Annotated in this window: 20 protein-coding genes; 7 read left to right on the forward strand and 13 right to left on the reverse strand. The window is 68.4% G+C overall.

The features are described from left to right. Positions 1-3: 3 nt before the first annotated feature. Positions 4-804, forward strand: a complete 801-nt coding sequence (locus tag NM203_RS00805) for a dienelactone hydrolase family protein (protein ID WP_255057685.1) — start codon at positions 4-6, stop codon at positions 802-804. Here NM203_RS00805 and NM203_RS00810 read toward each other — a convergent pair. The 7 genes from NM203_RS00810 to NM203_RS00840 all read right to left on the reverse strand — a co-directional run bounded on the left by NM203_RS00810 (position 801) and on the right by NM203_RS00840 (position 8,213). Further along, the gene (locus NM203_RS00810) at positions 801-1,778 is read right to left on the reverse strand and encodes a hypothetical protein (protein WP_255057686.1); all 978 of its coding nucleotides are present in this window, start codon (positions 1,776-1,778) and stop codon (positions 801-803) included. The two genes, NM203_RS00805 and NM203_RS00810, sit on opposite strands and share 4 nt — an antisense overlap. Positions 1,779-1,788: 10 nt before the next feature. Further along, entirely contained in the window at positions 1,789-2,982 is a 1,194-nt protein-coding gene (locus NM203_RS00815) for an AI-2E family transporter (RefSeq protein WP_255057687.1), read from the reverse strand. A 13-nt stretch (positions 2,983-2,995) separates the two neighbouring features. Next, positions 2,996-3,751, reverse strand: a complete 756-nt coding sequence (locus NM203_RS00820; protein ID WP_255057688.1) for an SDR family NAD(P)-dependent oxidoreductase — start codon at positions 3,749-3,751, stop codon at positions 2,996-2,998. Next, positions 3,748-4,818 (reverse strand): NAD-dependent epimerase/dehydratase family protein, encoded by a 1,071-nt coding sequence (locus tag NM203_RS00825; RefSeq protein ID WP_255057689.1) that lies wholly within the window; start codon positions 4,816-4,818, stop codon positions 3,748-3,750. Before NM203_RS00825 ends, NM203_RS00820 begins: the two co-directional genes overlap by 4 nt. 77 nt (positions 4,819-4,895) lie before the next feature. Further along, positions 4,896-5,777, reverse strand: coding sequence for a formylglycine-generating enzyme family protein (locus NM203_RS00830; protein ID WP_255057690.1), 882 nt, complete (start codon positions 5,775-5,777; stop codon positions 4,896-4,898). Continuing rightward, complete coding sequence (locus tag NM203_RS00835; RefSeq protein WP_255057691.1) at positions 5,770-6,663, reverse strand: HAD family hydrolase; 894 nt, start codon at positions 6,661-6,663, stop codon at positions 5,770-5,772. The genes NM203_RS00830 and NM203_RS00835 overlap by 8 nt, the downstream gene beginning before the upstream one ends. Next, positions 6,663-8,213, reverse strand: coding sequence for an arylsulfatase (locus NM203_RS00840; protein ID WP_255057692.1), 1,551 nt, complete (start codon positions 8,211-8,213; stop codon positions 6,663-6,665). The genes NM203_RS00835 and NM203_RS00840 overlap by 1 nt, the downstream gene beginning before the upstream one ends. Positions 8,214-8,404: 191 nt before the next feature. Between NM203_RS00840 and NM203_RS00845 the strand changes: the two genes are divergently transcribed. Then, positions 8,405-8,839 carry a DUF5994 family protein gene (locus NM203_RS00845; RefSeq protein WP_255057693.1) on the forward strand — a complete coding sequence of 145 codons (435 nt, stop codon included), beginning with the start codon at positions 8,405-8,407 and terminating at the stop codon, positions 8,837-8,839. Here NM203_RS00845 and NM203_RS00850 read toward each other — a convergent pair. From NM203_RS00850 to NM203_RS00870, 5 genes are all read right to left on the reverse strand, one after another. Continuing rightward, positions 8,824-9,552: an alpha/beta fold hydrolase gene (locus NM203_RS00850; protein WP_255057694.1), complete on the reverse strand. Its 729-nt coding sequence runs from the start codon at positions 9,550-9,552 to the stop codon at positions 8,824-8,826. The two genes, NM203_RS00845 and NM203_RS00850, sit on opposite strands and share 16 nt — an antisense overlap. A 16-nt stretch (positions 9,553-9,568) precedes the next feature. Continuing rightward, positions 9,569-10,666 (reverse strand): 3-beta-hydroxysteroid dehydrogenase, encoded by a 1,098-nt coding sequence (locus NM203_RS00855; protein WP_255057695.1) that lies wholly within the window; start codon positions 10,664-10,666, stop codon positions 9,569-9,571. 72 nt (positions 10,667-10,738) lie between these two features. After that, positions 10,739-10,951, reverse strand: coding sequence for an exodeoxyribonuclease VII small subunit (locus tag NM203_RS00860; protein ID WP_255057696.1), 213 nt, complete (start codon positions 10,949-10,951; stop codon positions 10,739-10,741). Continuing rightward, on the reverse strand, positions 10,938-12,173 hold the full coding sequence (xseA, locus tag NM203_RS00865; protein WP_255057697.1) for an exodeoxyribonuclease VII large subunit: 1,236 nt from the start codon (positions 12,171-12,173) through the stop codon (positions 10,938-10,940). The genes NM203_RS00860 and xseA overlap by 14 nt, the downstream gene beginning before the upstream one ends. After that, positions 12,170-12,748 (reverse strand): lipid droplet-associated protein, encoded by a 579-nt coding sequence (locus NM203_RS00870; RefSeq protein ID WP_255057698.1) that lies wholly within the window; start codon positions 12,746-12,748, stop codon positions 12,170-12,172. Before NM203_RS00870 ends, xseA begins: the two co-directional genes overlap by 4 nt. Before the next feature lie 77 nt (positions 12,749-12,825). Here NM203_RS00870 and NM203_RS00875 point away from each other — a divergent pair, with 77 nt between their 5' ends. Beyond that, on the forward strand, positions 12,826-13,833 hold the full coding sequence (locus NM203_RS00875; RefSeq protein ID WP_255057699.1) for a 4-hydroxy-3-methylbut-2-enyl diphosphate reductase: 1,008 nt from the start codon (positions 12,826-12,828) through the stop codon (positions 13,831-13,833). On the opposite strand, the gene NM203_RS00880 is transcribed toward NM203_RS00875, so the two are convergent. After that, positions 13,830-15,020: a DUF6542 domain-containing protein gene (locus tag NM203_RS00880; RefSeq protein WP_255057700.1), complete on the reverse strand. Its 1,191-nt coding sequence runs from the start codon at positions 15,018-15,020 to the stop codon at positions 13,830-13,832. The two genes, NM203_RS00875 and NM203_RS00880, sit on opposite strands and share 4 nt — an antisense overlap. A gap of 83 nt (positions 15,021-15,103) precedes the next feature. Between NM203_RS00880 and ychF the strand changes: the two genes are divergently transcribed. The 4 genes from ychF to NM203_RS00900 are packed head-to-tail and all read left to right on the forward strand — an operon-like array spanning position 15,104 to position 17,551. Continuing rightward, positions 15,104-16,186: a redox-regulated ATPase YchF gene (ychF, locus tag NM203_RS00885; protein WP_255057701.1), complete on the forward strand. Its 1,083-nt coding sequence runs from the start codon at positions 15,104-15,106 to the stop codon at positions 16,184-16,186. 44 nt (positions 16,187-16,230) lie between these two features. Further along, entirely contained in the window at positions 16,231-16,515 is a 285-nt protein-coding gene (locus NM203_RS00890) for a type II toxin-antitoxin system Phd/YefM family antitoxin (RefSeq protein ID WP_255057702.1), read from the forward strand. After that, entirely contained in the window at positions 16,512-16,775 is a 264-nt protein-coding gene (locus tag NM203_RS00895) for a type II toxin-antitoxin system RelE family toxin (protein WP_255057704.1), read from the forward strand. The genes NM203_RS00890 and NM203_RS00895 overlap by 4 nt, the downstream gene beginning before the upstream one ends. Continuing rightward, the gene (locus NM203_RS00900) at positions 16,772-17,551 is read left to right on the forward strand and encodes an SDR family oxidoreductase (protein WP_255057705.1); all 780 of its coding nucleotides are present in this window, start codon (positions 16,772-16,774) and stop codon (positions 17,549-17,551) included. Before NM203_RS00895 ends, NM203_RS00900 begins: the two co-directional genes overlap by 4 nt. The last annotated feature ends 33 nt before the right edge of the window (positions 17,552-17,584 follow it).

Here is a 17,584-nt window from a genome sequence, read left to right on the forward strand (position 1 = left end):
ACGATGCCAGGACCAGAGGCGGATCTGACCGGATGGTCGGTTGAGCCCTTCACCGCAGCCGGCTTCACACACGACGTCTACCGCAAGGGTGAGGGCCCCGGCGTCGTGCTCATCCCGGAGATGCCCGGTATTCATCCCGGCGTGCTCGCGCTGGGAAATCACCTGGTGGACAACGGGTTCACCGTGGCCTGTCCGTCGCTGTTCGGCACCCCCGGCGCTCCCGGCGTGAGGCCCGGCGCGGTGCCGGTCATGGTGCGCGGCTGCGTGGCGAAGGAGTTCGCGGGTTTCGCGACGAACGCCGATCGCCCCGTCGCCCACTATCTGCGGGCGTTGGCGCGCGACCTGAACGAGAGGACGCCGGGCAAGGGCGTCGGAGTGATCGGGCAGTGCTTCACCGGCGGGTTCGCGCTGGCGGCGGCGGTGGACGACAGCGTGCTGGCACCTGTGCTCAGCCAGCCGTCCGTACCGATCGCGCTGACGGCGAAGATGAAGCGTGATCCGGGGCTGTCCGAGGGCGAGTTGCAGGTCATCGAACGGCGAGCGGCCGACGAGGGCCTGTGCGCGCTGGGTCTGCGATTCAGCGGCGACCCGCTCTCGCCGGCGGAGCGTTTCACGACACTCAAGGCGCGGCTCGGCGACGCCTTCGAGGTGATCGAGATCGATTCGGCGAAGGGCAACGAGCACGGTTTCGGCCGGATGGCGCATTCGGTGCTCACGCTCGAGGTCAAGGAGGTCGACGGCCACCCCGCCTACGAGGCCCGCAAACGGGTGGTCGCATTCCTCAGGGAACGCCTGACCGCCTAGTTGGGCACCAGCGTGTAGGTCACGTCGTACTCGCGCGTCCCGCTGCAGTCGCCCGTCGAGCGCTGCGTGAACGCCCCCGCCAGCGCCTCGATCGGGTCAGCCGGCAGCGCGGGCAGCGGCAGCACGGCGCTGTTCAGTGCGGTGTAGCGACCGCCGCCGGGGCAGTCGCCTGCGATCGGGGCGCTGCTCTCGGTCCAGTGGCCGTCGGCGAACACCAGCTTGCGGGCACTGCCCGCGCCGGCGCCGTCGTCGCGGATGAGATACGACAGGCAGCGATCGCCCGTCCGCAGGCACGTCGTCTCCGCGGTGTACACGCCGGTGTCGTCGGTCTGCCGGGTGGCCCTCGCGGTCAGCGTCGAGGTGTACTGGCCGCGCAGGCCAGCCGCGGGCGTCGTGATTCGCGGCGGCTGAGATGCCGGTTCCGGCAACGTGATTCCCGGATCGGCGATGCCGGTGCGGGTGACGGTCGCGGTCTGCCCGGTGCTGCCGCCGCACGATTCCAGCGCGTTGCGCTCGACGTAGGAGCCGGTCCACCCGCCGTCGCCGGTCGGTTCGAGCACGTAGGTGCGCCACGTGTAGGTGTCGTGCACGCCATCGCCGGTGTCGTCGCGGCAGGTCGACGGTTGCGCGCGCACCGCGACCCAGCGCCCGTCGACGAAGTCGAATACCAACTCGCCAGCGGCGGCCGCGGCGGGTGGTGCGGCCGGGGCGTCGTAGTCGGGCGCTGTCGCGGTGGCGACGCAGCCGCTCTCGGTGCACGCGGACCGTGCGATGAGGTCGAAAGTTGCTGCGGTGCCGGGCTGTTCGGCGCCGGTGTCGCCTTCGCCCGTGGCCAGCTGCCACCGGAAGGTGCCGTCGAGGCTCGGCTGCGGCGGCGCGGGCGGCGCAGGGGGAGGAGTCGGCGGTGTGCATCCTGCGACCGCGAGCACCACCCACGCGGCGAGAACGCCGCCCCGGCTCGCTCGTCGTGCCATCGCGCGACCCCTACTCGGCGGCGGCCGATGCCGCCTTCTCCACGGGCTGCACGGCGCGCCGCCGCTCGAGGGCCCTGGTGAGTGCGGTCCGGAGGCGGCCGGGTTTCTTCGGCTCGTCGCCGCCCGGCTCCACGGCGTCGAGCGGAACGCCTTGGTAGACATTGAGATACACGCTGATGGTCGTGACGATGACGATCATGATCACGGGTCCGATGATCAGACCCCAGAAGCCGAACATCGTGATCCCGGCGAACACCGCCAGCAGCATCAGCGCCGAGTCCATGCGCGCCTCCTTAGGCACCAGGATCGGCCGCAGCACGTTGTCGATGTTCGTGACCACGAGGAGGTGGAACGCGATGACGAACGCGCCGCCCCACACGTTGCCGAAGAAGATCATGCCGATGCCGAGCGGGATGCTGATGATGCCGCCGCCCAGCGGGATCATCGACAGTGCGACGAGGAGGATCGCGAAGATGAAGAACCCTTCGTGTAAGCCGGCGATGTAGATCGACAGCGCACCCGAAAGGCCCTGCGCGAGTGCGATGACGAACTGGCCACGCACGGTGCCGCGCACCATCGCGCCCATTTTCCCCAGGTAGAGGTCGGTGACCTCCTCACCGAGCGGATTGAGCCTGCGCACCAGCAGCTGCACGCCCTCGCTGTTCGACAGCAGTGAGATGAACACGTACAGGAAGAGCACCGCCGCGGTGACTGCGCCGAGCAGCCCGCCCGCTGGCCCCTGAAGAACGCCGAGCAGGTACTCGCCGACGTGCTGGGCGAGCGTCGCCAGGCGTTCCTGCAACAGCTCCGGGGTCAGGTCGACGCCGTTCAGCAGCGGGATGCGGTCGATCAGGTCGTTGGCGTACGTCAACGTCCGGTCCCCGAGTGTGCTGAGGTCGGTCCCCGCGAGCCAACCCTGCACTCTGCGTACCATCGCACTGATCTGCACGACCGCGAGGGTGACCAGCAGCGTGATCGGGATGACGAGCATCAGCAGCGCGGCCAGCACCGTGAGCGTCACCGACAGGCCGGTCCCGTAGCGCCTCAGGAACCACTGGTACATCGGTTCGAACAGGTACGCCGCGACCGCGGCCACGACGATGAGGATGAAGTAGCCGCTGAGGAAGTACGCGCCGAAGATCAGCGCGACGCCGGTGGCGATCGCCAAGGCACGCTTCTGCGGCCCGGTGAGGCTCTTCTCCACACCGGTGATCTTGTCAGGTACCGCCCAGTTTCATCAGGTGACCGATGATGTCGGGGTAGCGCTTCATGTGTGCGCCGCCGTTGATGTCGAGCACCTCGCCCGTCAGCCACGGTGCCTTGAGCAGGAACAGCACGGCCTCGGCGATGTCCTCGGGCACGCCGGCCCGGCCGATCGCGGTGTTCTCGATGTACTCCTCGACAACGCCTGGCACCAGAGCGGCGCCCTCGGTGAGCGGAGTGTGTACGAAACCCGGTGCGACGGCGTTCACGCGGATGCCGCGCGAGGCGAACTCGAGCGCGGCCACCTGGGTCAGCATCGACAGCCCGGCCTTGGCCGAGCAGTAGGCGGCCATCCCCAGTGCGGGCTGGCGGGCGTTGAGCGACGAGATCGACACCAGCGCACCGTTGTCGCTCAGATGCCTGCCCGCGTACTTGGCGACGATGAACGCCCCGTTGAGGCACACGTCGATGACCGAGCGGAACTGGTCGACCGGCGTGTCGACGATGAGCCCGATGGTGGAGAAGCCCGCGCAGCTGACCACCGCGTCGACGGTGCCCGCTCCCTCGAAAAGCGTTGCGACGGAGGCTTCGTCGGTGACATCAACCTGAGCGGCGGAGTGCCCGTCGCCGAGTTCGGCGGCACGCGCGGCGGCGCCGTCGCCGTTGAGATCCGCGACGACCACGGTGTAGCCGTCGGCGGCCAGCGCCTGTGCCGATGCCCAGCCGATTCCGGATGCGCCGCCGACGACGATCGCGTGGGATTGGCTCACGACTCACTCCGATCGGGGCCGGGGTCGCCCCATTTGCCGCGGATGGCGCCCCACGGGTCGGCGTACTGGCCGGGGGTGTTGCGATATGCCGATTGCCTGCGCAGGAACACGCCGATCAGCGGCGCGATCGCCCGGAACGGGTAGCGCTTCCAGCCGGCCAGTTCGGCTGTCTCGGCGAGCATGTCGGGGAAGGTGTGGTGCTGGAACTTCAGCACCTCCTGCGCCCTGGTGGTGTCCATCCAGTCGGTCGCGAACCAGTCGGCGTCGCTGTCGGGGTTGCCCTTTCGTCCGATCGGGATGGCGCCGACGAGGCCCATCGCTCCCGCGACGGCGGAACCGATGTCGCCCTGGGTCATTCGGTGCGTGGCGTCGTCGCCGCCGATGAGCAGTGTCTCGCCGACGCAGTCGGCGGTGGTGGCTGCTGCACACGCGCGGGCCACGTCGCGCACGTCGACCGTCTGGATGCGGCCGTCGGTGGGCAGCGCGCTCTCGAAGAACAGGAACTCGGGCTTGATGTCGAAGCTCAGCTCGACGGTCAGTACGCCGCCCAGGCGCAGCACCACCCAGTCGAGGTTGGAGGCCCGAACGAGTTTCTCGGCGTCGGCCTTGTGCGTGCCGTACAGATCAGTCGGGTGCATCGGCAGGTCGGCCGACAGGAGGCCCTTGGCGGTGTGCGGGTTGCGGGCGCCGTAGACCGCCACGCTGGAGATCTGCACGAAGCGCGGCGGCTGCTCCTGCGCGGTCGCCGCGGCGACCAGGTTTCCGGTGGCGTCGACGCTGACCTTGCGGGCCAGCTTGGCGCGGGCGTAGCAGAACGGTGCGATGATCGCGGCGAGGTGGATGATCGCCGCGGGTGTGACCGCCGCGAGCAGCGCGTCGACCTCCAGCGGATCGGTCAAGTCGGCCCACCGGACCTCGACGCCCGCGGGCAGATCGGCGGCGGCCTTGCGGTTCTCCGGAACGTCGAGGTCGGTGGCCACCACGCGCCGGCCGTCGGCGGCCAACCGCTTGACGGTCGCCGAGCCGACCAATCCGAATGCACCGGTCACCAGTACGGCGTCTGCCATGGGCCTCCCTCAGTGAGAACGCGTTACAACTTGGCACTCTATTGGCAGGAGCGCAATGGCTCAGCAGAGGTGTCGACTCAGCGCGCGACGCAGCGGAACCCGATGTGGCTCATCCCGGTGTCCACGGCCTGCGGTCGGCGTGCGGCGGGGCGGTAGCGCATGCAGTAGCTGTCGGCGCACAGGAACGACCCGCCCTTGACGACCCTGCGGGGTACCTGGAACTGCGGCTGCTCCGGATCGTAACTGTCGGTGGCGCAGCATGATTCGATGGCACGGGTGTCGGCCCACCAGTCGGTGGTCCACTCCCACACGTTGCCCGCCGTGTCGTACAGGCCGTACCCGTTGGGTGGGAACGAGCCGACGGGGCGGGTCTGGCCGTAGCCCGTATCAGGCAGGTAGGGGAATTCGCCGTGCCAGTAGTTGGCGAGGGCCTGGCCGCGGTGCTCGGGCTCGTCGCCCCAGGTGTACGTCGCCCCGGCGAGTCCACCGCGGGCGGCCACCTCCCACTGCGCCTCGGTCGGCAGCGCGAGGCCCGCCCATGTGGCATAGGCCTCGGCGTCCTCGTAGGCGATGTGCACGACGGGGTGGTCGGCGCGATTGGTCAGCGACGACTTCGGCCCCCTCGGATGGTTCCAGCTCGCGCCGGGGGTCCACGTCCACCACTGGCTGAGGTGGCGCAGGTCGACGGGGCCCGGCGTGCGGCGGAACACCATCGAGCCCGGCTGTAGGTTCTCCGGGGGTGCGTTCGGGTAGTCCGCGGGATCCAGCGGCCGTTCGGCGACGGTGAGGTAGCCGGTCGCGGCGACGAATTCGCCGAACTGGGCGTTGGTCACCTGGTGGGCCTGGATCGCGAACGCGTCGACCGTCACCTCGTGTGCCGGGGCCTCCTCGGGGTAGTGGGCGTCGGAACCCAGCACGGCGGTCTGCGCGGGTATCGAGACGAGGCCGGCGTCAGGCAAAGACCGTCTTCCAATCGGTCCTGATGCTCGGAACCACCCAGCCGTGGGCGGCGGCGAGGTCGAGCGCCCTCTCCGCCCCTGCGACGTAGTCGAATTCGCGCTCGGCGTCGTCGTGCAGCAGCATCAACTGCAGCGACGGGCGGGTGCCCGCCTGGGCGAACTGCAGCATCTCGATGTCGCCGTTGGAGTTGCCCGCCGCGAAGATGGGGCGCCGTCCGATGCGGCTCCACAATCGCACCGGTTTCATCGGCCCGTCGTCGAGGAACTCCGGTTCGGCCGTGGTGAACACGTCGCCGTCCCGATAGATCAGTCCCACCGAACTGCCGACCACCCGCTCCGGCGGAATGCCGTACATGGGTCCGGTGATGGGGCGCATGAAGTCGCGCCCGCCACCGGACACGATGTAGTTGGTGAATCCGTTGGCCTCCAGATAGCGAAGCAACTCCACCATCGGCGCATAGCCGCACGCCGTGTACGGTCGGCCCAGCGTCGGGTGCCGGGCGTCGGCGTAGAACGCGGCGACCCGCTCCGCGTGCTCGTCGACGCTGATGGCGTGATGCGCCGAGAGTATCGCGGCGAGAAGGACTGTGAAGTCACCGTCGTCACCCTGATAGTGCTTGGTGACGGCATCGCCGAGCCAGGTCAGGTCGCCCGAGTACGCCGCTCGATACGGCTGCTTCTCGCGCAGCGCCGGGTCCGCCTCGGCCTGCTCCTTGAACCGGCGCAGCAGGAAGTCGAGCTGGATGTACATCGGCTTCTCGCACCACAGCGTGCCGTCGTTGTCGAAGACGGCGACGCGGTCCTCGGCGGGCACCTCCGCGACGGCCCGCGCCACGAAGTCGGTGATCGCCGACTTCGCGGGCCCGTCGTTCCAGGACTCCAGCATCAGTCGGGCGCCAGGAACTCTTCGAGCTTCTTCACCATCTGGTCGATGCTGAACGTGGCGGGTGGGTGCCGCGGCGGGAAGTCCTTGAACGTGTCGAGGAACGCCGAGCACATCGCCGTCGCGTAGAAGTTGAAGTAGTCCCGATGCATGAACCAGTCGTAGTACGTGTTCGAGGTGATGTCGGCGTACTCGAACGGGTCGGTGCGAAGGTTGAACAGTTTCGGTATGCGCAACTCGGTGAACGGCTCCGCCCATATCCGCAGCGTGCCCTGGCAGCGCTGCTCGGCGAAGACGATCTTCCAGTTCTCGAACCGCACGGCGACCAGTTGCGCGTCGTCGTTGAAGTAGAAGAAGCCGCGTCGCGGACTGTGCTCGACCTCGCCGGTCAGGTAGGGCAGCAGGTTGAAGCCGTCGATGTGCACCCTGTACTCGGTGTCGCCGTCGGCTCCCGCCCTGTGGCCCTTCTTCAGCTTCTCGCTGACGTCGGGATCGCCCGCGGCGGCGAGCAACGTGGGCAACCAGTCGTGGTGCTGGATGATGTCGTTGGACACGCTGCCCGCCTCGATGCGTCCCGGCCATCGGATCAGCTCCGGCACCCGGTAGGCGCCCTCCCAGTTGGTGTTCTTCTCGCTGCGGAACGGCGTCGTTCCGCCGTCGGGCCAGGAGTTGCGATGCGGTCCGTTGTCGGTGGAGTAGATCACGATCGTGTCGTCGGCGATGCCCAGCTCGTCGAGTGCGTCGAGTACGGTGCCGACGTTCTTGTCGTGATCGATCATCGTGTCGTGATACTCGGACTGCCAGAGGCCGGCCTGGCCTCGGCTCTCGGGCTTGGTGTGGGTGAACAGGTGCATGTGCGTGAAGTTGCACCACACGAAGAACGGATTGCCTTCGGCGTGCTGGCGTTTGATGTAGTCGACGGTGCGGTCGGCGATGTCGTCGTCGATCGTCTCCATCCGCTTGGCGGTCAGTGGGCCGGTATCGGTGATGCTCTGCTTGCCGACGGGGCCGAACTTGGGATCGTCGGGCTCGGTCGAGTCCTCGGGGAGCGCTTTGCAGTCGAGTACGCCCCGCGGCAGAGCGAACTCGCGGAGCCGCGGGAACTGATCCTTGTGCGGGTAGTCGAACTGCTCCGGCTCCTCCTCTGCGTTCAGGTGGTACAGGTTGCCGTAGAACTCGTCGAAACCGTGCACGGTCGGTAGGTACTTGTTCTGGTCGCCGAAGTGATTCTTTCCGAACTGGCCGGTCGCGTAGCCGAGCGGCTTCAGCAACTCGGCGATGGTGGGATCCTCAGCGGCCCAACCGATATCGGCGCCCGGTATGCCGACCTTGCTCATTCCGGTGCGGTAGACGCTTTGTCCACTGATGAACGCGGCGCGGCCCGCGGTGCAGCTTTGCTCGCCGTACGAGTCGGTGAACCGCATTCCCTCGTTCGCAATGCGGTCGATGTTCGGGGTCCGATAGCCCATGATCCCGTCGCTGTAACAGCTGAGGTTCGAGATTCCGATGTCATCGCCCCAGATGACCAGAATGTTCGGCCTTCCGTCCGGCATGTCGCCCCCTTCGTCTTGGTTCACACGTCGATCAACGCTTGGCGCAACGCTATTCGGCCGATCAGTGGTTTGTCAGAGCTTGACCGAAATGCGCTACGGCCGTGGTGCGTTAGGCTCGGGTTGTCGTAGGTTCTTCGTGTGCCACAGAAACGGTCCCGTCTGCGATTTTTCACTAGCGGACGGAGCGCCGCGTGGTGCCGACCCCTCCATCTCGTGTCGCCGACCATCGGTTGGCGTTCTGCTCGCGGTCGGCGCAGCGCGGTGGCGTCGACGGGGCGTGGTGGCCCGCGACGACGGATCTGACCGGGGTTCTGCCCGATCTGCTGTCGGTGGTGGGCTCGATGATCGGTGAGGTGCGTCGGGTGGTCTACGACCCGAGGGTGTGGCTGCCCGCACCGTCGCGGATGATCCGTCGCGGGGTCTCGGTGGCGCTGGATCCGTACGCGATGGTGATCAGGGAGTCGATCTACCTGGTGGGCACCCACACCCGCGATGCGGTGCTCTACGTCATCCCGGCGACCTGTGATCAGCGGTTGGCCATGAGCGTGCTGACGGCGGTGTCCGCCCCGGAGGCCGACATGAACGCCCACCTGATTCGGGACCTGGTCGGTCAGCAGGCGCCCTGAGCGTCCGCGGCGTCGACGTGCTCGCGGACCAGCGTCGGATAGCGCCCGCGGTCGGGCCGGAAGACGTCGTGCGGGGAGTCGTCGAACACGTGCAGACGGGCCGCGGGGAACAGGTCGCGGTAGCGCGCCCACGCGGCGTCGTCGATCAGCGTGCTGCGCGGACTGCGGACGACGAGCAGCGGGGGCTGCCATTCCGCTAGCGGCTCCCAGAACGACCGGGCGCGCGCCGCCTCGAACGTCGCCATCCCTGCATCGCGGTCAACCCGGTCGCGCACCGGCGTGCCGCGCCACCGCCCGTCGAGCAGGCTGCGCCGGACCTGATCGGGCAGCGGGATCTCCTGAGGGATGTAGTCGCCGATCGAGATCGAGCGGACGCGCCTCCGGTGCTGCAGTGCCCACGTGAGTGCGTAGGCGGTGCCGCGGGAGAAGGTGACGAGGTGGACCGGGCCGTCGGTGATCGCGTCGACGACGGTGCCGACGTCGGAGGCCAGGGTGCCGGAGTCGTAGCCGCTCGCCGGGGTGTCGCTGCGGCCGTGCCCGCGGAGTTCCACCACGACGGTTCGACGTCCGAAGACCGGGAGCACCTCGGTGTAGTCGTCGGCGAGGTCGGTCATCCCCGGCACGAACACGATCGGGGCCCCGCGATCGTCACCCCCGGAATCCAGGTAGTGCAGGCGGACGCCGTCGTTGTCTGTGTAGCGGGACTCGGCCACGGGCCAACCGTAGCGGTCAGGCCGGAACGGTCTGCCCGGCCGCCTTCATCTCCGCGTAGAGATCGGTGTAGTACGGCAGGCAGTCGGCCATCGCCTGCTCGGTCGTGAACAGCGGCTCGTAGCCGAGGTCGCGCCTGGCCTTGGCGATCGAGAAGTAGTTGTCGATCGAGATGCGTTCGATGGCAAGGGGTTCCAGCAGCGGCTTGGGTGCACCGAGCTTGAAGTGCAGGAACTGCCACACCGTCATCGCCAACCGGACCAGCTTGCCCGGCACGCGGAACGTCGGGAACGGCTCGCCACAGGCCTGCACGACGGGCCGGGAGAACTCGAACATGTTGATCGGCTCGCCGTCGTTGATGAAGTACGCCTGGCCCGGCGCGGTGCCGCCGGGGACGAGGTGTTCGGCAGCCAGGATGAAGCCGTGAATCAGGTTGTGCACGTAGGAGTTGTCGAGCTTGACGTGCTTGCTGCCGACGAGCACCTTCACGTGCCCGGCCAGCACGCTCTCGAACACCTTGCGGAACATCGTCTGATCGCCGCGACCCCAGATGCCGCTGGGCCGGATGGAGCAGGTCAGCATGCCGTGCACACCGTTCTCGCCGAGGACGAACTTCTCGGCGATGACCTTGGTCTCGGTGTACAGGTCGTTGAAACGCTCTGTGTAGGGCAGGGTTTCGTCACCATCGGCGATGACCTGGCCGCCCATCACCACGCTGTTCGACGCGGTGTACACGAACCGGCTGACTCCGGCGGCCTGCGCGGCGCGCACCAGATTCTGCGTGCCGCCGACGTTGACGGCGAAGCTGCGCCGCCGGTACTCCTCGGTGACCGACGCACCGCCCATCAGGTCGATGATCGCGGCGGTGTGAATGACCGTGTCGACTGTGTCGTCGCCCTCGCCGATAGCCCGAGTGACGTCGTCGGCGTTCGTGATGTCACCCACCACGGCGTCCAACCCCGCGTGGTCCGGCAGAGGTGACGGCACCCGGTCGAACGAGCGGACCTCGAGCCCGCGGGACAGCAGTTCGGTCACCAGGTTGGCGCCGACGAAGCCGGAACCCCCGGTGACGAGGACGCGGCCGAGCGAAGACGTGGTCAGCGTGGAGTCACCCATGGCGGGCGAGCATACCAAAGAAAGTGGAACGTGTTCCAGTTCTGCTGATTCACCCACGGTCGTCCGCGCCCGTCACTCCTCCTGCTCGGCCTTGGCGGCCAGCGTCTGCTCGACCCGCTCGCGCGCTCCAGCTAAATGCTCCTCACACCGTTTAGCCAGTTCTTCGCCGCGCTCCCAAAGCTTCAGCGACGTATCGAGATCAAGTCCGCCCTGTTCGAGTTGGCGCACCACGTCGACCAGTTCGTCACGTGCTTCCTCATAGCCGAGCTGACTAATGGGCTTCATCGGATCCCTCACTTCGAGCGATGACGGCGCCGTCGGCGACCCGGACGCGCAGTCGGGTGCCCGCGGGGGCGTCGTGGACGGATCGCAGGACGGTCCCCCCGCTTCCCGAGACCGCCTGCACCACGGCGTAGCCGCGGGCCAGCGTCGCCGCCGGCCCCAGTGTGGTCAGTCGGGCGGTGAGGTGGCCGATGTGATCGGACTCGGCGGCGACGTGCCGGGTGACGTCTCGGCGGGCGGCCGCGATCGCCCGGTGTACCTCGTCGGCGCGGGCGGTCAGCGCCGCCAGCGGTTCGGCGAGCACCGGCCTGCTGCGCCAGTGGGCGATGGTCTCCTGCTCACGGCGCACCCAGTTGCGCAGCGCGCGGGCGCTGCGACGGCGCTGGTCGGTCACGAAGGCCTGCTCGGCCGCGGCGTCGGGCACGATGCGCTTGGCGGCGTCGGTCGGCGTCGCGGCGCGCAGGTCGGCGACGAGGTCGCACAGCGGATTGTCGGGTTCGTGGCCGATCGCGGTGACCACGGGCGTGGTGCAGGCGGCGATCTCGCGGCACAGCGTCTCGTCGGAGAACGGCAGCAGGTCCTCGGCGCTACCACCGCCGCGGGCGATGACGATGACGTCGACCTCCGGATCGGCGTCGAGCGACTGCAGCGACGCGACGACCTGGGGAACGGTGCTCGGCCCTTGGACCGCGGTGTGGCGGATCGCGAAACGCACTGCCGGCCAACGGTTCTTGGCGACCGACAGCACGTCACGCTCGGCGGCCGATGCGCGTCCGGTGATCAGTCCGACGGTGGTGGGTAGGAACGGGATGGGCCGCTTGAGGCGCTGGTCGAACAGGCCTTCAGCGGCGAGCAGTCTGCGCAACCGCTCGATGCGGGCGAGCAGTTCACCGATGCCGACGGTGCGGATCTCGGTGACGCGCAGCGAGAAGCTGCCGCGGCCGGTGTGGAAGTTGGGTTTGCCGAACATCACCACCCTGGTGCCCTCGGCGAGGGGGACCTCCACGTTCAGCACGACGTCCCGCGGGCAGACCACCGACAGCGACATGTCCGCAGCGGGATCGCGCAGCGTGATGAACGCCACCGTCGGCCGCATGGTCAGCTGCGCGAGTTCACCCTCGACCCACACCCGGCCGAGCTTGTCGATGTACTCGGCCACTCTGGTGGAGACGGCGCGAACCGGCCAGGGGTGCTCGGCCGAGTTCGGCGGGGCGGGTTGGCTCACTTCGCGGTCGCGCGGGTGATCCTGTTGGCCAGCAGAGTCTGGAACGGCGCACGCGCCTTGGTCTGGCCCTCGTAGGCCAGCAGCGCCTCGAGGTCGGCCACCTTCAACGACGTCAGCCGCTGGCGCACCTGAGCGAGCGTCAGCGCCGGGTAGTCCAGTTCGGCCACGATCTCGGGGACCGCGACGGACGCCGGATCGGCGGGCGCGGATTCGGTCACCGTTTCCGGCTCGCCCGTGCTGAACAGCGCGAACCTGCCCTCGGTCAGCCGCTCGCCGTTCGACGCGCCGACGGCCTCGTCGTCGTCGTCCTCGTCGCCGAGGTTGTCGTAGAGGTCCTCGTCGAACGTCGCCCACTCCGGCTGCTCGTCCTTCGGCGGAAACAGGTGCTCGAGCGTCTCGTCGCCGCGATTCACCAGGTCGGCGACGTCCTGCTGCATCTTCATGACCAGCTGGGCGACCTGGCTGGCCACCGTCATCGGGTACGCGATGATCGTCGACGGCAGCCTGCGGGTCTCCTCGAGTGCGGTCACAGCCGCTCCCACCAGCAGACGAACCCCGTACGGTGCAGTAGCCATGGGTGCCAGACTACGGCGATCCGATGACTGCTCGTTCGATTGGTCGGCGAAGGTGACGGGTCAGTACCCTGGAGCCCATGACGTCGACGATCAACCTGGGTCTTCCGGGCGCAGTCCCCGCGGTCGTCGGGCCCGCCACCGGCAAACGCGTTCTCCTCGCGGAGCCGCGCGGCTACTGCGCCGGTGTCGACCGCGCGGTGGAGACCGTGGAGCGCGCCCTCGAGAAGCACGGCGCGCCCGTCTATGTGCGGCACGAGATCGTGCACAACGTGCACGTCGTCGAGACGCTCGCGAAGGCGGGCGCGATCTTCGTCGACGAGACCGACGAGGTGCCCGAGGGTTCGATCGTCGTGTACTCGGCGCACGGCGTCGCCCCGACGGTGCGCGAGTCCTCGGCGGCGCGCAACCTGCAGGTCCTCGACGCGACGTGCCCGCTGGTGACCAAGGTGCACAACGAGGCGAAGCGGTTCGCGCGCGATGACTACGACATCCTGCTCATCGGTCACGAAGGTCACGAGGAGGTCGTCGGCACCGCGGGTGAGGCGCCCGATCACGTTCAGCTGGTCGACGGCCCCGAATCGGTCGACGCGGTCACCGTCCGCGATCCGAGCAAGGTCATCTGGCTGTCGCAGACCACGCTGAGCGTCGACGAGACCATGGAGACCGTGCGCCTGCTGCGCGAGCGCTTCCCGACGCTGCAGGACCCGCCGAGCGACGACATCTGCTACGCCACGCAGAACCGCCAGGTGGCGGTCAAGGCGATGGCGCCCGCGTGTGAGCTTGTCATCGTGGTCGGGTCGCGCAACTCGTCCAACTCCGTGCGGCTCGTCGAGGTCGCGCTCGGCGCCGGGTCCGACGCCTCGTATCTGGTGGACTACGCCGAGGACATCGACCCCGCCTGGTTCGAGGGTGTGACGACCGTCGGGGTGACCTCCGGTGCGTCGGTGCCCGAGATCCTGGTGCAGGGCGTCCTCGAACGACTGGCCGAGTACGGCTACTCGACGGTGCAGCCCGTCACCACCGCGAACGAAACCCTGGTGTTCTCACTGCCGCGCGAGATCAGGTCGCCCCGCTCCGGCGACTAGACGTCGTACTCCCACGAGTCTGCGTCCGCCGAGTACGGCCGCCGCGGCGCCTGCCGGGACTCCGGCTCCCTGTCGTCGTCACCGCGATAGCGCACCCGCGACACCGGATGGTGCGAGCCGTTTGCGCCGCTGGAGGGCCGCGGCTCACGGTTGTCGTACGGGTCGTACTCCGCCGCCCTGCGCCTGCGCGGCTCCGGGCGGTCGCCGCGAGCGGCTCTCTCTGAACGCTCCGAGCGCTCCGGGCGGTCGTATTCGGATCGGCGGGACCGCTCTCGGCGCTCCGGGGGGCCGTAGGGGAACGGCTCGGCCGGGCCGTCGACGGGTGGCAGGTTGCGGCGCGGCTCGCGGCTCGACGGCGCACGGGTGCGCCTGCGCGGTTCGGGGTCGACGGGAGGTCCCTCCGCTGCCGATGCGGGGCGCCGCCGCGGCCGCGGCGCGGGTTCTCCGACTTCGGTCTCCGGCGGCCGCGCGTGCCGCGACCGCGACGTGCCGGCGGCGGCAGCGGGGCGAGCGGGTTTCCTCGGCCTGCGCGGCGGTGCCTCGTCGTCATCCGCAGCCAGCGATGCGGCGCGGCTGGGCCGTTCCGTCGGGCGCTCACGTTCGCGCTCCCGCGTGCGCCGACGCGGGGTCTCGTCGACGGCGTCCAGCACGGTCGTCTCGTCGGAGTTTGCCCGTGTGCGGGTGCGGGTGCGTTCGCGCTTCGGCTTCTCGGGCGGGTCGGCCTCGTCGTCGTCGGCGGCGATGCCGCGCCGGGCCGACAGCGACAGGTACCACCGGGCGAGGCCCACGACCAGTACCACCGCCGAGGTGAAGAACATCAGTGGAAAGCGTTCGATCAGGGGATAGCCGCAGTTGATCAGCAGGTCCTTGATGCCCGCGATCTCGCTGCCGTGAAACAGGTAGTAGGCCGTGGGCACTGCGATGAACAGCAGCAGCGGCGGCTGGATCACCGCGGTGAACACGCCGGACTGGCGGACCGCGAGGACCGCGAGGAGGCAGCCCGCGATGTAGCAGACCGCGAAGACCGAGGAGAGCTCCCGAGCGCCGGAACCGGCGTCGTAGGCGAAGCCGATCGCCGTGCCGGTGGCGCCGACGACGATGGCACCCCACCACGGAATTCCGGGGACACGCGGCAGCGCGGACCGTTGCTCGGCTGCGACCGCCGATCGCCCACGTACCGCTGACACGCTTAGACCGTACCGGCTATCCCGCGTAGCGTGCTGCCAGCGCGCTCCGGCGTGGTTGGGATGTCTGGCAGACTCAACTACCCGTGGGCCTCAACCTGGGAATCGTCGGACTGCCGAACGTGGGCAAGTCAACATTGTTCAACGCACTGACGCGCAACGACGTGCTGGCGGCGAACTATCCGTTCGCGACGATCGAGCCGAACGAAGGTGTCGTTCCGCTGCCCGACCCGCGGCTCGACACGCTGGCCGAGATGTTCTCGTCGGCCAAGGTGGTGCATGCGCCGGTGACGTTCGTCGACATCGCGGGCATCGTGAAGGGCGCATCGGAGGGCGCGGGGCTCGGCAACAAGTTCCTGGCCAACATCCGCGAGTGCGACGCCATCTGTCAGGTGGTGCGAGTGTTCGCCGACGACGACGTGGTGCACGTCGACGGCAAGGTGGACCCGGCCTCTGATATCGAGGTCATCGAGACGGAGTTGATCCTGGCGGATCTGCAGACGCTGGAGAAGGCGGTGCCGCGCCTCGAGAAGGAGGCCCGCAACGCGAAGGATCGCAAGCCGGTGCACGAGGCGGCGGTCGCGGCGCAGGCGGTGCTGGACGGCGGCAAGACGCTGTTCGCCTCCGCGTCGGAGGGCAATGACTACTCGCTGCTGCGCGAGCTGAACCTGATGACCACCAAGCCGTTCCTCTACGTCTTCAACGCCGACGAGTCGGTGCTGACCGACGACGCGCGCAAGGCCGAGCTCGCAGCGATGGTGGCGCCCGCCGACGCGGTGTTCCTCGACGCGAAGATCGAAGCCGAACTGGCCGAGCTGGACGACGAGTCGGCCATGGAGCTGCTCGAGTCGATCGGTCAGACCGAGAAGGGTCTGGATGCGTTGGCGCGCGCGGGTTTTCACACCCTGAAGCTGCAGACCTACCTCACCGCGGGGCCGAAGGAGTCGCGCGCGTGGACCATCGACCAGGGTGACACCGCGCCGAAGGCGGCGGGCGTCATCCACACCGACTTCGAGAAGGGCTTCATCAAGGCCGAGATCGTCTCATTCAACGACCTGGTCGAGGCCGGCTCGATGGCTGCGGCCAAGGCCGCGGGCAAGGTCCGCATGGAGGGCAAGGAGTACGTCATGGCCGACGGCGACGTGGTGGAGTTCCGCTTCAACGTGTGAGCGAGCGGGAACGGTCGGCCCACATTCACGCTAGAATTCTGTACATGACGACGCTTCCCTTGGCCGAGGTACGCGCGAACCTATCCAAACTCGTGGACGAAGCGGTGCGCACCCACCAGCGGATCGAGGTCACCCGGCAGGGTCGCAGGGCGGCGGTGATTCTCAGCGCCGACGACTACGACGCGATCATGGAGACGTTGGCAATCCTGAGCGACCACGAGCTGGTTCAGGAGATCCGCGAGGCCGAGGTCGAGGCTGACGCTGGTCAGGTCTACTCACTCGACGACGTGACCGAGGAGATGCGCGCCGCCGGGCGGCTGCCGCGGTGACCTACCGCATCGAGCTGACTGGAGCGGCCAAGAAGGCACTCACGAACGAACTTCCCGAGGCCGTCGCCGTCGCCTGTTGGGAGTTCATCCGCGGCCCGCTAGCGGAGAATCCGCACCGCGTCGGCAAGCCGCTCCGCGATCAACTGGCCGGACGCTACTCGGCACGGCGCGGTGAGTTTCGGGTGATCTACTCGATCTTCGAGGATCGAATCGTCGTGCGAGTCATTCACATCGCCCATCGCCGTGATGTCTATCGGTGACGTGGTGGAGTAAGACCAACGAGGAGGAGGTGGCGATGGGGGCAGTGCTCATCACCGGTGGCGGTTCTGGCATCGGCGCTGGTCTCGCGGCCGCCTTCCACGCGCGGGGAAGCCAGGTGATCGTCGCGGGGCACGGGCGTGAGCGCGTCGAGGGGGTCGCGGCGCGCCACCCCGGAATGGAGGCCGACGTAGTCGATGTGGCCGATCCCGAGCAGGTGACGGCACTCGCCGATCGGGTTGGTCAGCGCTGGCCCGACCTGACCACCGTCATCAGCAACGCAGGCATTCAACATCTGTTCGATTTCGCCGGGCCGGGCCCGCTCGACGCCGCCGAGCTGGGACGTGAGGTCGACGTCAACCTCAAGGGCGTGATCCACGTCGCCAACGCCTTCTTGCCGCTCCTCAAAGCGCAGCCGCGTTCGCGGCTGGTCAACGTCGGCTCGGGGCTGGGCTACGTGCCGCTCGCGGCCGCGCCGATCTACTCCTCGACGAAGGCCGCAGTGCACAGCTTCACCATCGCCCTACGGCGGCAACTCAGGAGTTCGACTGTTCAGATCGTCGAGTTGATCCCGCCCGTCGTCGTGACCGATCTGCATCGGAACCTCGACCAGATCCCGCCGCGCGCGATGGAACTCGACGCCTTCGTCGCCGCCGCGATGGCCGGCTTGGACGCGGGCCGTGACGAGATCGTCGTGGGTCTGGCGAAAGCACTGCGGATCTTCAGCCGGGCCTCGCCGGCACTTGGATTGAAAGTGGTCAATCAGGAGGCGGAGTGATGTCTATCGGCGACGGCGGCGTGGTGGAGTTCG

This window comes from Mycolicibacterium arenosum (assembly GCF_024320865.1).
GTDB classification, from domain to species: Bacteria; Actinomycetota; Actinomycetes; order Mycobacteriales; family Mycobacteriaceae; genus Mycobacterium; species Mycobacterium arenosum.